General features: G+C 57.4%; 11 protein-coding genes. 5 read left to right on the top strand and 6 right to left on the bottom strand.

Going from position 1 to position 12,903, the window contains the following annotated elements:
• Positions 1 to 5: 5 nt before the first annotated feature.
• A complete protein-coding gene (tsf, locus tag J9893_RS16875) occupies positions 6 to 887 on the bottom strand; it encodes a translation elongation factor Ts (RefSeq protein ID WP_010673404.1) in 882 nt (293 codons plus the stop codon).
• Between the two features lie 104 nt (positions 888 to 991).
• Complete coding sequence (gene rpsB, locus J9893_RS16870) at positions 992 to 1,720, bottom strand: 30S ribosomal protein S2 (RefSeq protein WP_010673403.1); 729 nt, start codon at positions 1,718 to 1,720, stop codon at positions 992 to 994.
• Between the two features lie 358 nt (positions 1,721 to 2,078).
• On the opposite strand from rpsB, the gene map reads away from it, so the two are divergent.
• The 4 genes from map to J9893_RS16850 all read left to right on the top strand — a co-directional run bounded on the left by map (position 2,079) and on the right by J9893_RS16850 (position 7,239).
• Positions 2,079 to 2,867, top strand: coding sequence for a type I methionyl aminopeptidase (gene map, locus J9893_RS16865; protein WP_010673402.1), 789 nt, complete (start codon positions 2,079 to 2,081; stop codon positions 2,865 to 2,867).
• A 64-nt stretch (positions 2,868 to 2,931) separates the two neighbouring features.
• Positions 2,932 to 5,574: a bifunctional uridylyltransferase/uridylyl-removing protein GlnD gene (gene glnD / locus J9893_RS16860; protein WP_210601681.1), complete on the top strand. Its 2,643-nt coding sequence runs from the start codon at positions 2,932 to 2,934 to the stop codon at positions 5,572 to 5,574.
• 178 nt (positions 5,575 to 5,752) lie between these two features.
• Complete coding sequence (gene dapD, locus J9893_RS16855) at positions 5,753 to 6,580, top strand: 2,3,4,5-tetrahydropyridine-2,6-dicarboxylate N-succinyltransferase (protein ID WP_010673400.1); 828 nt, start codon at positions 5,753 to 5,755, stop codon at positions 6,578 to 6,580.
• Between the two features lie 275 nt (positions 6,581 to 6,855).
• Positions 6,856 to 7,239: a DUF3461 family protein gene (locus J9893_RS16850; RefSeq protein WP_039039426.1), complete on the top strand. Its 384-nt coding sequence runs from the start codon at positions 6,856 to 6,858 to the stop codon at positions 7,237 to 7,239.
• A 163-nt stretch (positions 7,240 to 7,402) separates the two neighbouring features.
• On the opposite strand, the gene ptsG is transcribed toward J9893_RS16850, so the two are convergent.
• The 3 genes from ptsG to J9893_RS16835 all read right to left on the bottom strand — a co-directional run bounded on the left by ptsG (position 7,403) and on the right by J9893_RS16835 (position 11,766).
• Positions 7,403 to 8,836: a PTS glucose transporter subunit IIBC gene (gene ptsG / locus J9893_RS16845; RefSeq protein WP_010673398.1), complete on the bottom strand. Its 1,434-nt coding sequence runs from the start codon at positions 8,834 to 8,836 to the stop codon at positions 7,403 to 7,405.
• Between the two features lie 542 nt (positions 8,837 to 9,378).
• On the bottom strand, positions 9,379 to 10,353 hold the full coding sequence (locus J9893_RS16840) for a MalM family protein (protein WP_042015533.1): 975 nt from the start codon (positions 10,351 to 10,353) through the stop codon (positions 9,379 to 9,381).
• 90 nt (positions 10,354 to 10,443) lie between these two features.
• The gene (locus J9893_RS16835; RefSeq protein WP_119197404.1) at positions 10,444 to 11,766 is read right to left on the bottom strand and encodes a maltoporin; all 1,323 of its coding nucleotides are present in this window, start codon (positions 11,764 to 11,766) and stop codon (positions 10,444 to 10,446) included.
• Positions 11,767 to 12,081: 315 nt separating this feature from the next.
• Here J9893_RS16835 and J9893_RS16830 point away from each other — a divergent pair, with 315 nt between their 5' ends.
• A complete protein-coding gene (locus J9893_RS16830) occupies positions 12,082 to 12,222 on the top strand; it encodes a hypothetical protein (RefSeq protein WP_155488369.1) in 141 nt (46 codons plus the stop codon).
• A gap of 71 nt (positions 12,223 to 12,293) precedes the next feature.
• Here the strand turns inward: J9893_RS16830 and J9893_RS16825 are convergent, their stop codons facing one another.
• The gene (locus J9893_RS16825) at positions 12,294 to 12,734 is read right to left on the bottom strand and encodes a flavodoxin (protein ID WP_041211289.1); all 441 of its coding nucleotides are present in this window, start codon (positions 12,732 to 12,734) and stop codon (positions 12,294 to 12,296) included.
• Between the last annotated feature and the right edge of the window lie 169 nt (positions 12,735 to 12,903).

The raw sequence follows: 12,903 nt of genomic DNA, 5'->3' as shown, positions 1-12,903 counted from the left end.
TTCGATTAGGCCTTCTGAGCGGCCGCGATCTGGGCTGCTACTTCAGCAGCGAAGTCGGTCTCTTGCTTCTCGATGCCTTCGCCCACTTCGAAACGGGTGAAGGAAACAACGTCAGCGCCTTCTTTCTTCAGCAGCTCGGCAACGGTCATGGAAGGATCTTTCACGAACGGTTGACCAGTCAGGGAAACCTCACCGGTGAACTTCTTCATGCGGCCTTCAACCATCTTCTCGGCGATCTCTTTCGGCTTGCCGGAGTTGATGGCGATGTCGATCTGGATTTCGCGCTCTTTGGCAACGACTTCAGCAGACACGTCTTCCGGTTTGACGAATTGCGGGCTGTTGGCAGCAACGTGCATGGCCAGATCTTTGGCCAGCTCGTCGGTACCGCCAACCAGCTTGGTGATAACACCGATGCGGGAGCCGTGAACGTAGGTGCCCAGGTTGTCACCTTCAACCAGCATCACGCGACGCAGGTTCATGTTCTCACCGATCTTGGCGATCAGGTTGGTGATGGTCAGCTCGACGGACTCGCCGTTGCCGAAGTCGGCGGCTTTCAGCGCGTCAACGTCAGCGATTTTCTGGGTAGCAGCGATCTCGACGATCTTCTGACCCATGGCCAGGAAACCGGCATCCTTGGAAACGAAATCAGTCTCGCAGTTCAGCTCGATCATGACGGCAACGTTGCCTTCGGTACGGGCGAAGATCACACCTTCAGCGGCGATACGGCCAGCTTTCTTGGCGGCCTTGGCCTGACCGGATTTACGCATGTTCTCGATAGCCAGCTCGATATCACCGTTGGCTTCTTCCAGCGCTTTTTTGCAATCCATCATGCCAGCGGCGGTGCGCTCGCGCAGTTCTTTTACCAGGGCGGCAGAAATGTTTGCCATGTCCAGTATCCTCGGTCTTGAATTGACAAGAAACAGGGGCCACAAGGGCCCCTGCTAACCAATTACATCAGCTTGGTTAATAAGGGCTTTTCAGTCCTTATCAATTACTCAGCTTCAACGAAGCCATCTTGTTCGGCTTGAACAACGATGTCCTGCTCGCGGGCTTCCAGAACGGTGTCAGCAGCAGCGTTCAGGTACAGCTGTACGGCACGGATAGCGTCGTCGTTACCCGGGATGACATAGTCAACGCCGTCCGGGTTGGAGTTGGTATCAACGATGGAAACTACCGGGATACCCAGGTTGTTGGCTTCTTTGATAGCGATGTGCTCGTGGTCGGCATCGACAACGAACAGAACGTCAGGCAGGCCGCCCATGTTCTTGATACCACCCAGGCTCTTCTCCAGCTTTTCCATTTCGCGAGTACGCATCAGCGCCTCTTTCTTGGTCAGCTTGTCGAAGGTACCGTCTTCGCTCTGGGTTTCCAGATCTTTCAGGCGCTTGATGGACTGACGAACGGTTTTCCAGTTGGTCAGCATGCCGCCCAGCCAGCGGTGGTTAACATAGAACTGGTCGCAACGCTCAGCGGCTTCTTTGACGGCTTCAGACGCGGCACGCTTGGTACCTACGAACAGTACCTTGCCTTTCTTGGCAGCTACGGAGCTGATGAAGTTCATGGCATCGTCAAACATCGGAACGGTTTTTTCCAGGTTGATGATGTGAACTTTGCTGCGGGCGCCGAAGATGTAGGACTTCATTTTCGGGTTCCAGTAACGAGTCTGGTGACCGAAGTGAACGCCGGCTTGCAGCATGTCGCGCATAGAAACTTTAGCCATTTTATACCTCTGTATTGGGGTTAGGCCTCCACACATCCCATATAACCGACCCGTTAAGGCACCCCGGCATATGTGTCGATGTGTGTGTGTTGTTGAGTAAGGGTGATGGCATGAGGACACGAGTTCCCCATTCCGGCGCGCTTTATACCATAACTTTGGTCATGACACCACCAGCCCGGGTGCTAAAAATGAATCCCGGATCATGGTGCGACCGCCTGATGACGTTGCGATGACGATCACACTGGAAGTAAACGGGGGTTGGGGATAAAATTTCGCCCTGATTGCAAACGCATCTATTTTTCATTACCTGGTTGTTGGGCATCGGCAGGATGCGCAATCAGGCCCCAAGAGAGATCCCATGTCCATTAAAATCAAGACACCGGAAGAGATTGAAAAAATGCGTGTCGCCGGCCAGCTGGCCGCCGACGTGCTGGTCATGATCGCCCCCCACGTCAAGGCGGGCGTCACCACAGACGAACTGAATACCCTCTGCCACGACTACATCGTCGACGTGCAGCAGGCCATCCCCGCGCCGCTCAATTACCACGGCTTCCCCAAGTCCATCTGCACCTCAGTGAACGATGTCATCTGCCATGGCATCCCGAACCACAAAAAGCTGCGGGAAGGGGACATCATCAATCTGGATATCACCGTCATCAAGGATGGCTATCACGGCGATACCTCCGCCATGTTCATCGTGGGCCAGACCACCCCCCTGCGCCGCCAGCTCTGCAAGGTGGCCCAGGATAGCCTCTATGCAGCCATCAAGCGGGTGCGCCCGGGCATGTGCATCACCGAGATCGGCGCCGTCATCCAGCCCATCGTCGAGCAGGCCGGCTTCTCCGTGGTACGCGACTACTGCGGCCATGGCATCGGTGCCGAGTTCCACGAAGAGCCGCAGATCCTCCACTACCGCAACGGCGGCAAGCTGGAGCTGAAAGCAGGCATGTGCTTCACCATCGAGCCCATGGTCAACAGCAAGAAGTACCACTGCAAGGTCAATCCGAAGGATGGCTGGACCGTCACCACCAAGGACGGCGGCGACTCCGCCCAGTGGGAGCACACCCTGCTGGTGACCGAGGATGGCTGCGAGGTCCTGACCCTGCGCCCCGACGACACTATCGAGCGTTTTATCCGCCACGTTTGACATTCAACCCCGGCCGCGCGCCGGGGTTGCTCTTTACCCGGCCCGACCGAGAGTGTGACATGCCATGGATGCCAGCCTGCTTTCTCCCCATCTGCTCCCAGACGATCAGCTCACCCGTGACAACTGCAAGGAGTACCTGAGCCGCTTTCTCGCCTGGCTGCACGAGCGCTTCGACGCCGGTGACAACATCATCGAACTAGTGGCCACCCGCTCCGAATACATGGACGCGCTGCTGACCAGGCTCTGGCACAAGTTCGGCTTCGACAGGACCGAGCTCACCCTGATCGCGGTAGGCGGCTATGGCCGCGGCGAACTCCATCCCCACTCCGATATCGACCTGCTGATCCTCTACGAAGGAGATGAACTGGACGAGGTGCTGGGGCTTCGCATCGGCGAGTTCATCACCCTCTTGTGGGATCTCAAGCTGGAAGTAGGGCAGTCGGTGCGCAACGTGGCCGAGTGCATCGAGCAGGGCCGCAACGACATCACGGTTGCCACCAACCTCATCGAGGCCCGTTACATCACGGGTCGCCTGGCGGGATTCGAGCAGTTGCAGGCGGCCACCCAGCCCCAGCACTTCTGGCCGAGCGAAGCCTTCTTTCGTGCCAAACGCGAAGAGCAGGCCCTGCGCCACCAGCAGTTTCTCGGCACCGCCTACAAGCTGGAGCCGGATCTCAAGAACAATCCCGGGGGGCTTCGCGACATCCAGACCCTGGCCTGGGTCGCCCGCCGCCACTTCGGCGCCACCACCCTGTTCGAGATGACCAGCCACGGTTTTCTCAACCGGGCCGAGTACCGGGAATTGCTCGACTGCCAGAACTTCCTGTGGAAGGTGCGCTTCGCCCTGCACATGGCCATCAACAAGGGGGATAACCGCCTCTTGTTCGACCGCCAGCGTACCGTGGCCCAGATGCTGGGGTTCGAGGGGGAAGGAAACGGCCCGGTCGAGCAGATGATGAAGCGCTTCTACCAGACGGTGCGGCGGGTGGCCGAGCTCAACGAGATGCTGCTGCAACTGTTTGACGAGGCCATTCTCGGCAACACCGCCATGGACGTGCGCCGCATCAGCGACGAATTCCAGCTGCGCGGCCACCTCATCGATGCGGTGGACTCCGAGCTGTTCGGCCGGGATCCTGCCGCCATCCTGCGACTCTTCTACCAGATAGCCCAGCACCCGGAGATCGCCGGCATCCACTCCGCCACCTTGCGCCAGTTGCGCGAGGCCAGACGCACCCTCAACTGCTGGCTGCAAGATCTACCCGAGTGCCGCCGTCTCTTCATGGCGCTCCTGCGCCACCCCAACGGCATCGGCCAGCCGCTCACCCTGATGCACAAGTACGGGATCCTCGCGGCCTACCTGCCCCAGTGGAACCTCATCGTCGGCCAGATGCAGTTCGACATGTTCCACGCCTACACGGTGGACGAGCACACCCATCGGCTGCTGCAGAACATCCATCGCTTCCCGAATCCAGCCAGCCGCCAGACTCACCCGCTCTGCCACGAGGTGTTCACCCAGTTGCGCAAGCCCGAGCTGCTCAGCATCGCCGCCCTCTTCCACGACATCGCCAAGGGCAGGCGTGGCGATCATTCCGAACTCGGGGCCGTGGATGCGCTGGAATTTTGCCAGTTGCACGGGCTGGATCGCTACGAGAGCCGACTGGTCGCCTGGCTGGTGCGCCACCATCTGCTGATGTCGGTCACCGCCCAGCGCCGCGACATCTACGACCCGGACGTGGTCACCGACTTCGCCCAGAAGGTGCGGGATGAATTGCACCTCGACCTGCTCTATTGCCTGACCGTGGCCGACATCTGTGCCACCAACGACAGTCTGTGGAACGACTGGAAGGGCACCCTGCTGCGCGAACTCTACTTCGCCACCCAAAAGGCCCTGCGCCAGGGGTTGGAAAACCCGCCGGACATGCGCCTCAAGATCCGTGAAAACCAGCGCCAGGCCAGGCAGATCCTGACCCAGCGCGAGGTGCCACAGGAGGCGGTCACCGCCCTCTGGAACGACTTCAAGGCCGATTACTTCCTGCGCCACAGCCCGGAGCAGATCGCCTGGCACTGCCGCAAGATCATCGCCCACGGTGACAACCCGGCCCCCCTGGTGCTCATCGGCAAGCATCCCATACGGGGCGGTAGCGAGGTGTTCATCTATTGCCGCGATACCCCCAACCTCTTTGCCACCGTGGCTTCGGCACTGGATCAGAAGAACCTCAGCATCCACGACGCCCAGATCATGAATTCGCGCAACGACTATGTGCTCGACACCTTCATCGTGCTGGAACCGAACGGCGAGCCCATCAGCCCCAACCGTACCGCCACCATCAAGAAGGCGCTGGAGAAAGCCCTTCAGGAGCCGGGCAAGCTGGTCCTGCGCAGCAAGCCCCTGTCTAGACGCCACCGCCAGTTCAGCGTGCCGACCAGGGTGGTCTTCCTGCCCCACAAGGGGGAAAACCGCCACACCCTGCTGGAGCTGACGGCCCTAGACACTCCGGGCCTATTGGCCCGTATCGGTGCCGTGTTCCAGCAGTGCGGCCTCTCCCTCCATGCCGCCAAGATCACCACCATCGGTGAGCGGGTGGAGGACTTCTTCAGCCTCACCACCCTGACCGGAGAGCCGCTGAACCCGGAGGAGCAACAGGCCCTCGAGGAGAGGCTGGTCAATCAGCTCAACCCCCAGGAACCGGTTGGCGAGAGTGCCTGACACGCTCGGATGAAGCCTCGAAAGAGGCTTTTTGACGTATTGATTCCTCAATCAGAACAAATGGTTGGACCACTCAAGTACAATAAATCGCCCTGATTCTGAAGAAATCGGCGAGAGCCCTTAAAAACGATTGGAAAAGTGTGATACAACAAACAGAATTTTATAAAGGAAACCTGTCATGACCCAGTTGCAACAGACCATCGAAGCGGCCTTCGAGCGCCGTGACTCCATCACCCCCGGCTCCGTCGATGCCGCCACCAAGGCCGCCATTCTGGAAGCCATCGACCTGCTGGACTCCGGCAAAGCACGGGTTGCCGAGAAGATTGCCGGCGAGTGGGTCGTCCACCAGTGGCTGAAGAAGGCCGTGCTGCTCTCCTTCCGCATCAACGACAACGGCATCATCAAGGGCGACGATGCCCAGTACTACGACAAGGTTCCCCTGAAGTTCTCCAACTACACCGAAGAGCAGTTCAAGGCTGCCGGTGTACGCGTCGTGCCGCCCGCGACCGCGCGCAAAGGCTCCTTCATCGCCCCGAACACCGTGCTGATGCCCTCCTACGTCAACATCGGCGCCTTCGTCGATGAAGGCACCATGGTCGACACCTGGGCCACCGTGGGCTCCTGCGCCCAGATCGGCAAGAACGTGCACCTCTCCGGCGGCGTCGGCATCGGCGGCGTACTGGAGCCACTGCAGGCCAACCCGACCATCATCGAAGACAACTGCTTCATCGGTGCCCGTTCCGAAGTGGTGGAAGGGGTGATCGTCGAGGAAGGCTCCGTCATCTCCATGGGGGTCTTCATCGGCCAGTCCACCCGCATCTATGACCGCGAAACCGGCGAAATCCACTACGGCCGAGTCCCGGCCGGCTCCGTGGTCGTTTCCGGCTCCCTGCCCTCCAAGTGCGGCAAGTACAGCCTCTACGCCGCCGTCATCGTCAAGAAGGTGGATGCCAAGACCCGCGCCAAGGTCGGCATCAACGCCCTGCTGCGCTCCATCGACGAGTAATCCACGCCGATGTCATCAAGGGCACCTCTGGTGCCCTTTTTCATGCCCGCTCTCATGGGTGGACGCCAACTCTCCTGCCCCACCAGCACTGCACACCCCCATGAGACGATACCGCTTATGGCAGTGCTGACAAGGCGTTCACCCCTCCCCCTTGGCTCGCTGATTAAAAAAGACCTTTTTGACACCAATTTGAATTTGGCGCGCCTGTCACAGGCAAGGCGTCCGGACTCGGGTAAGATAGAGGGGTCAGGATCGTTTCAAACCAAGGAAGCCCGATGTACGAGAATCTCAAGAGCCTGGGGATCCAGGAACCCACCTCGGTGGACAGCTACACCCTGCGCCAGGAAGCCAACCACGACATCCTCAAGATCTATTTCAAGAAGCAGAAGGGTGAATTCTTCGCCAAGAGCGTCAAATTCAAATACCCTCGCCAGCGCAAGACCATGCTGGTCGACTCGGGGACCCATGAGTACAAAGATGTCACCGAGATCAACGCCAACCTCAAATACGTGGTGGATGAGCTGGACAATCTGACCCAGGGCGGCCAGCCTTCCGCCGATCCGGACATCAAGCAGAAAATACTGCGCGACTTGCGTCATCTGGAAAAGGTGGTGCAGAACAAGATCAGCGAGATAGAACGGGATCTCGAAAAGCTTTAAGCCGGTCTGATGCAGCAAAGGCGCCCAGGGGCGCCTTTTTCATTGGGTCACACCATGCTGGCGCCGTCAGGAAAGCCCCCGCACATGTCCCGCCACCAAACGCAACCCAGCAAAAAGGGAGGCTTGCGCCTCCCTTTTCGGAACTCGGATATCGGAGCGACAATCAGTTGCTCTTCATCCAGATGTCCATTTCAGTTTTCAGGTTGTCGGACTTGGTGCCGAAGATGGCTTGTACACCGGAACCAGCCACCACCACACCGGCGGCGCCCAGCTTCTTCAGACCAGCCTGGTCAACCTTGGCCACATCCTTCACACCGACACGCAGACGGGTGATGCAGGCGTCCAGAGAGGCGATGTTCTCTTTGCCACCGAAGGCGGAGACCAGTGCAGCAGACATCTCGTCCTTGCTTTGACCGGCAGAGGACTCTTGGGCAGCTTCGTCTTCACGACCCGGGGTTTTCAGGTTCATGGCACGGATGACCACGGTGAAGACCACGTAGTAGATGACTGCGTAGACCAGACCCAGACCCACCAGCAGCAGCATGTTGTCGGCACGCGGAGATTGCACCACGAAGTCGATGAAGCCGTTGGAGAAGGTGTGACCGTGAACGACACCCAGCATGTTGGTCAGCACGTATGCCAGACCGGCCAGCAGAGCGTGGATGGCGTACAGTACCGGGGCCACGAACAGGAAGGAGAATTCGATAGGCTCGGTGATACCGGTCAGGAAGGAGGTCAGGGCAGCAGAAGCCATGATACCTACGATCTTGGCGCGGTTTTCCGGCTTGGCGGAGTGCGCAATGGCAAACGCGGCAGCAGGCAGACCGAACATCTTGAACAGGTAGCCACCCGCCAGCTGACCGAAGCCGTTGCCGGCAGCACGGGAAGCGTCATCAGCAGTCAGGAAGCAGGTCATGATGCCGTGTACGGTTTCACCGGCGGCGTTGACGCAAGTACCAGCCTGATAGAAGAACGGCACGTTCCAGATGTGGTGCAGACCGAACGGGATCAGGGAGCGCTCAACCACGCCGTAGATGCCGAATGCCAGGACCGGGTTCTGGTTGGCAGCCCAGTCGGAGAAGGCACCGATGGCACCACCAATCGGCGGCCAGATGAAGGAGAGCACGACACCCAGACCGATGGAAACGAAACCGGTGATGATGGGCACGGCGCGCTTGCCGGCGAAGAAGCCAAGGTACTCTGGCAGCTGGATCTTGTAGAAGCGGTTGAACGCCCAGGCAGCCACGCCACCGGCGAGGATACCACCCAGCACACCGGTATCGATCTTCTCGACACCCATCACAGGCGCCATCACAGTCAGGGTGGCGGTCATGATGCCGTAGCCGACGATGGCGGACAGGCCGGACACACCGTCGTTATTGGTGAAGCCAAGGGCGACGCCCACGGCGAACAGCAGAGCCATCTGGCCGAATACGGAACCACCGGCCTGCTCCATCAGTTGGGAGACGATTTCCGGCAACCAGCTGAAGTGGGCAGCCCCCACCCCCAGCAGAATACCTGCAACGGGCAAGACCGATACGGGCAGCATCAGCGCCTTACCGACCTTTTGCAGATTAGAGAAAGCATTTTTTAACATGTGTGCGCTCCTGAATGGATTTTTTTCCGACAACGACTCAGGGCAGTTTATTGATGACGATGTTCTTCATCCGTCACTGCGCCAAGTGAGTTTCCCGGGTTGCTTATTTTGACCAGCAGAATATAACCCAGCGGGGGTGGAAATGCCTCTGTCGGAAACAAGGGAATAATAAATTTGGAGGAGAGATCACAAGATAATAAATAAGCAGAGAGGGGACTATCTTGAATATTATTTCGCATTGTTATAGCTTCGCCGCAAAAAGAAATAAACCACTTCAAAATAAATCACAAAGAAACCAAATAATACTGAACAATACCCACCGTAACAAAATGTAACTTATTGCGGATTTATATTATCCAGTCTACCGATTAAAAAGGCCTCCAACAAGGGAGGCCTCCAATAAATATCGATTTTAATAAACCGAGATATTTAGGGAAAGTGCGAACAAGTATCCCAAGAACAAAAAATGAAAATTTTAGTCATTTAATATCAATGGGTTACCAGTAAATGCTCTCGTGCCATATGACTTATTCGCACCTTCCTTAGTTCTTCTGTGAACGTTTCACTGCATCAATAAAGACCGATTTCGCCTTGGTTGAACCTGCACGCTCGGCTTCATTCACGAGTTGCATCGCCTTGTCGATGTCACCGGCCTTCACCGCTTTCTCGATCTGGGCGTTGTAGAAGCTCTCGGTCTCGCTCAGCATGGCGGGAGCCGGTTTGCTCGGCGCTGCGGCAACGGCTGCCGTGGTGGCCGCCGTCGCAGCCACGGCAGTGGTAGCAGGCTTGGCCTGGCTCATCGCCACCTTGTCGGCGTATTCAGGCTTGAACACGGCTTCCAGGCCTTGTCCCTTGGCCATGTCCGTGACCTTGATCTGTACCAGACCCCAGGGCGAATGGGGGATCACGGGGTCCTTGATATCCGGCTCGACCGTGCCGTTGGCACGGGCAAAGGCTTTGGCGGGGTGCAAGATGGTGGTGCTGCCCGCCGTCTCGTTGGCTGGCGCATAGACCACCATATAGGTTTCAGTGGCGGGATTGCCCGGCATGCTGCGGTCCACAAACACACGCCCCTCAATCCTGTCGTTGTCGAGCAAGTGGGCTGGTTGATAGGCAAAGACCGACTCACCCAGCACGCGAGTCACCTTGAACTGGGCATCCAGCATGATCACCTTGGGAACCAGGACCGTCTTGCTGACCTGGGAGGCCAGGGTGATGGCCAGATTGCCGGTATTGGCCGGCAGACGATAGGCGGCAAAATAGCTCATGCCCTCGTCAAACTGATAACTGGGCTGCTTGCCGTCGATGGCCAGCAGCGTCTCGCCTTCCGGCAGGGAGACATAATTGAATTCGTTGAACCCTGTGCAACAACTGGTTGCCTGGGAGAGCGCCTGCTTGGCCTGATCGGCATTACTCAGAATGGAGGCGTGCTCCTGCACGGGCACCACCATGCTACCGGAACAACCGGCCAGCAGCGCGGTAACCATGGCCGCGATAGACATCTTTACCAGTTTCATTCTTCTTATCTCCATAACCCGGTTGCCACATCATGCGAAACAAAACTGCCCCCATAAGGGGGCAGTGACTAACTTAACTGAAGATATTGCTTACCACCAGGCTTCTGCTTGTACGCCAACCTGATAGGTGTCTTTGGAGGTGTTGCCTTCAAAGGCGTTCTGGTCTTCGGTGTTCTTCAGGTAGGTGGCGAACACGCGGATTTCCGGACGGGCCCAGAAGCTGGAGCCGGCAGACCAGGCCTGAGCCAGGGTCAGCTTGTAAGCGCCATCTTTGTCGGTGGTACCGGAAGTGGACTTGCTCTTGTCCTGGAAGTAGCCGCCTTCGAAGATGGTCTTGTTGAAGTCATCCCACTTGTACATCGGGCGAGCGACGACAGACATGGTTTCGTACTTGTCGTTGCCGTTCCACATCTCGTTGCCTACCCCGTAGACCAGCTGGTGACCCATCTCCCAGGAGTTGCCCATCGGGATGACGCCCCAGTTGATGATACGGTAGCCATCGGCACCGGCTTTGGCTTCGGCACCATACCAGGAACCGTCACCGTAGAAGGCCATGGTCTTGGAGTAGCCTTCGGTACCGTACTGCAGCACGGTCTTGTTGAAGCCACCGAAGATGCCTTGAGTCAGTTCGGCAGTCAGCATGACGCCGTTCTTCATGTTGTCGTTCTTCAGATCTTTCTGGGCGTCGGTCTCATTGACCAGGGCATACATGGCGCCCACTTCCAGAGAGCCGTCCTGCCACAGCGGGATGCCGGCATAACGCACGTCCAGGGTGTTGACGTTCAGATCTTCGTTCTTCTGGTAAACCGGATCACCGTTGCCATCTACACCAGTCTGGGTGTACTGACCGAAGACATCACCCGCGCTGCGGTCGTTTCGGACCCAGGCCAGGGAGAGCTTGCCAGGACCAGCCTGGATGCCTTCGATACCGGCGCCGGCACCGGAGATGTTCCAGTAGTAGAAGTCAGAGATGTGGATGTCGTGACGTTGGTAGAAACGCTTACCGGCCCACAGGGTGGCTTCCGGCGCGAAGCCCAGCAGCCCCTTGGCTTGCACGTTGAACTGACGCAGGGCGAAGTCGGAGTCGCCGTTGCACTGCTTGGCATCGAAGTTACAGACGGTGCCGGTACCTTCCCAGTCGTTGGAGCCGTTGGACGCCATGGCGAACATGGAGTCTACGTAGAAAGTCTTGCCATCTTTGTTGAAGACTTCCTGACCCAGCTGGACTTCGCCGTAGGTATCATTTTCGTTACCCAGACGACCAACCTTGTTGACGTTGTATTTGACCATGTCCCCGTCACCGGAAACACCGACACCGGAACGGAAGTAGCCGTGGAAATCAACGGCGAAGGCGGCTTGGGAAGCCAGGGCTGCGGTTACTGCTGCAGCGATCGGGAGCCACTTTGCTTTCATTTTCATTTTCCTTATTCCCGCTGAGAGGAGTGTGATCCTGATATTCAAGTTCTTATCACCGGAAAAACGTTTTGGTGATAACCGAGGTCGATTATAGGTACCCAAATTCCCTGCAAACATGAGCTGATTCACAAAACGATGACAAATCGCACGCCACCGACAGCCAAAGCCACAAAATGTCAATGAATTTTCATTTTTTGGCACCAACCACCCAAGATAAGCACAAAAAAGAAAAACAATAACTAAAGAAAGCGCTTTCAAATATTAATTTGCAACGAGAGTTAAGTGATAAATCCATGTCGCAGTAGCAAAAACATGACTGAAATCGCTTTCAATGCGGAACTTTTAATTTTTCAATTTGTCGTGGTTGATGATGAATATGGCCAATCGCTTATCATCATTGGCGAGAAAAATAACCGGACGAAAGAGAGGATATATTTGGGGGCTGAGGCGTGACGCCCCAAAAATAAAACACCCCCGATAGCACACTCACGGAGGTGAATTTATTCTCGGGGAGAAGGGTCTGGCTACAGTCTATTTTCCCAGGTTTTCAACCAGGCCAGCGCCGCCACTTCAGGCTCATCTTCTACCGTCGCATCGATTTCCAGGTGCACAACCAGTGGCTCGGCAGCCAGCTCCTGCAACAGGGCATCCAGCGATCGCCCCGCTCCGCAGAAGTGTTCATAGCTGCTGTCTCCCATGGCGATGAGGGCATAGCGCCATCCCTTCATATAAGGAGCACGATCGGCCAGAGCACTGGCAAAGGACTGCAAATTGGGCGGTATATCCCCCTGCCCCGTGGTGGCGGTCACGATGAGCAGAAAGCGGGAGGCATCGATGTCGGTCAGCGCCGCGTCATCGAAGATCTGGCAGACATGGCCATCGGCTTGCAGGTGGTCACAGAGGGTCTCGGCCACCAGCATGGCAGAGCCGTAGACGGTGCCGACCAGGATGTCGATCTCGGCCATCAGCGACTCCTCAGGGACAGACATTGGGCCCGGCAAGACCGGGATGGGTAGGAAGAGCCCCCCTGAACAGGCGGGGGGTACGCGATTGCGCAGGCGATATCTCGTTGAGCCATAAGTCATTCCTCTGACGTACCTAGGTTACAGCATGCCACAGCCCGGTCAGAGGCAA

The organism is Aeromonas sp. MaB10011B (assembly GCF_017939325.1).
Lineage (GTDB): Bacteria > Pseudomonadota > Gammaproteobacteria > Enterobacterales > Aeromonadaceae > Aeromonas > Aeromonas caviae.
This window is presented reverse-complemented; position numbering and strand designations above follow the sequence as displayed.

What these genes read in the sequence shown, in the direction of transcription:
- tsf (WP_010673404.1), bottom strand. Translation starts at nt 887, where the DNA reads ATGGCAAACATTTCTGCCGCCCTGGTAAAAGAACTGCGCGAGCGCACC.
- rpsB (WP_010673403.1), bottom strand. Translation starts at nt 1,720, where the DNA reads ATGGCTAAAGTTTCTATGCGCGACATGCTGCAAGCCGGCGTTCACTTC.
- map (WP_010673402.1), top strand. Translation starts at nt 2,079, where the DNA reads ATGTCCATTAAAATCAAGACACCGGAAGAGATTGAAAAAATGCGTGTC.
- glnD (WP_210601681.1), top strand. Translation starts at nt 2,932, where the DNA reads ATGGATGCCAGCCTGCTTTCTCCCCATCTGCTCCCAGACGATCAGCTC.
- dapD (WP_010673400.1), top strand. Translation starts at nt 5,753, where the DNA reads ATGACCCAGTTGCAACAGACCATCGAAGCGGCCTTCGAGCGCCGTGAC.
- J9893_RS16850 (WP_039039426.1), top strand. Translation starts at nt 6,856, where the DNA reads ATGTACGAGAATCTCAAGAGCCTGGGGATCCAGGAACCCACCTCGGTG.
- ptsG (WP_010673398.1), bottom strand. Translation starts at nt 8,836, where the DNA reads ATGTTAAAAAATGCTTTCTCTAATCTGCAAAAGGTCGGTAAGGCGCTG.
- J9893_RS16840 (WP_042015533.1), bottom strand. Translation starts at nt 10,353, where the DNA reads ATGAAACTGGTAAAGATGTCTATCGCGGCCATGGTTACCGCGCTGCTG.
- J9893_RS16835 (WP_119197404.1), bottom strand. Translation starts at nt 11,766, where the DNA reads ATGAAAGCAAAGTGGCTCCCGATCGCTGCAGCAGTAACCGCAGCCCTG.
- J9893_RS16830 (WP_155488369.1), top strand. Translation starts at nt 12,082, where the DNA reads ATGACTGAAATCGCTTTCAATGCGGAACTTTTAATTTTTCAATTTGTC.
- J9893_RS16825 (WP_041211289.1), bottom strand. Translation starts at nt 12,734, where the DNA reads ATGGCCGAGATCGACATCCTGGTCGGCACCGTCTACGGCTCTGCCATG.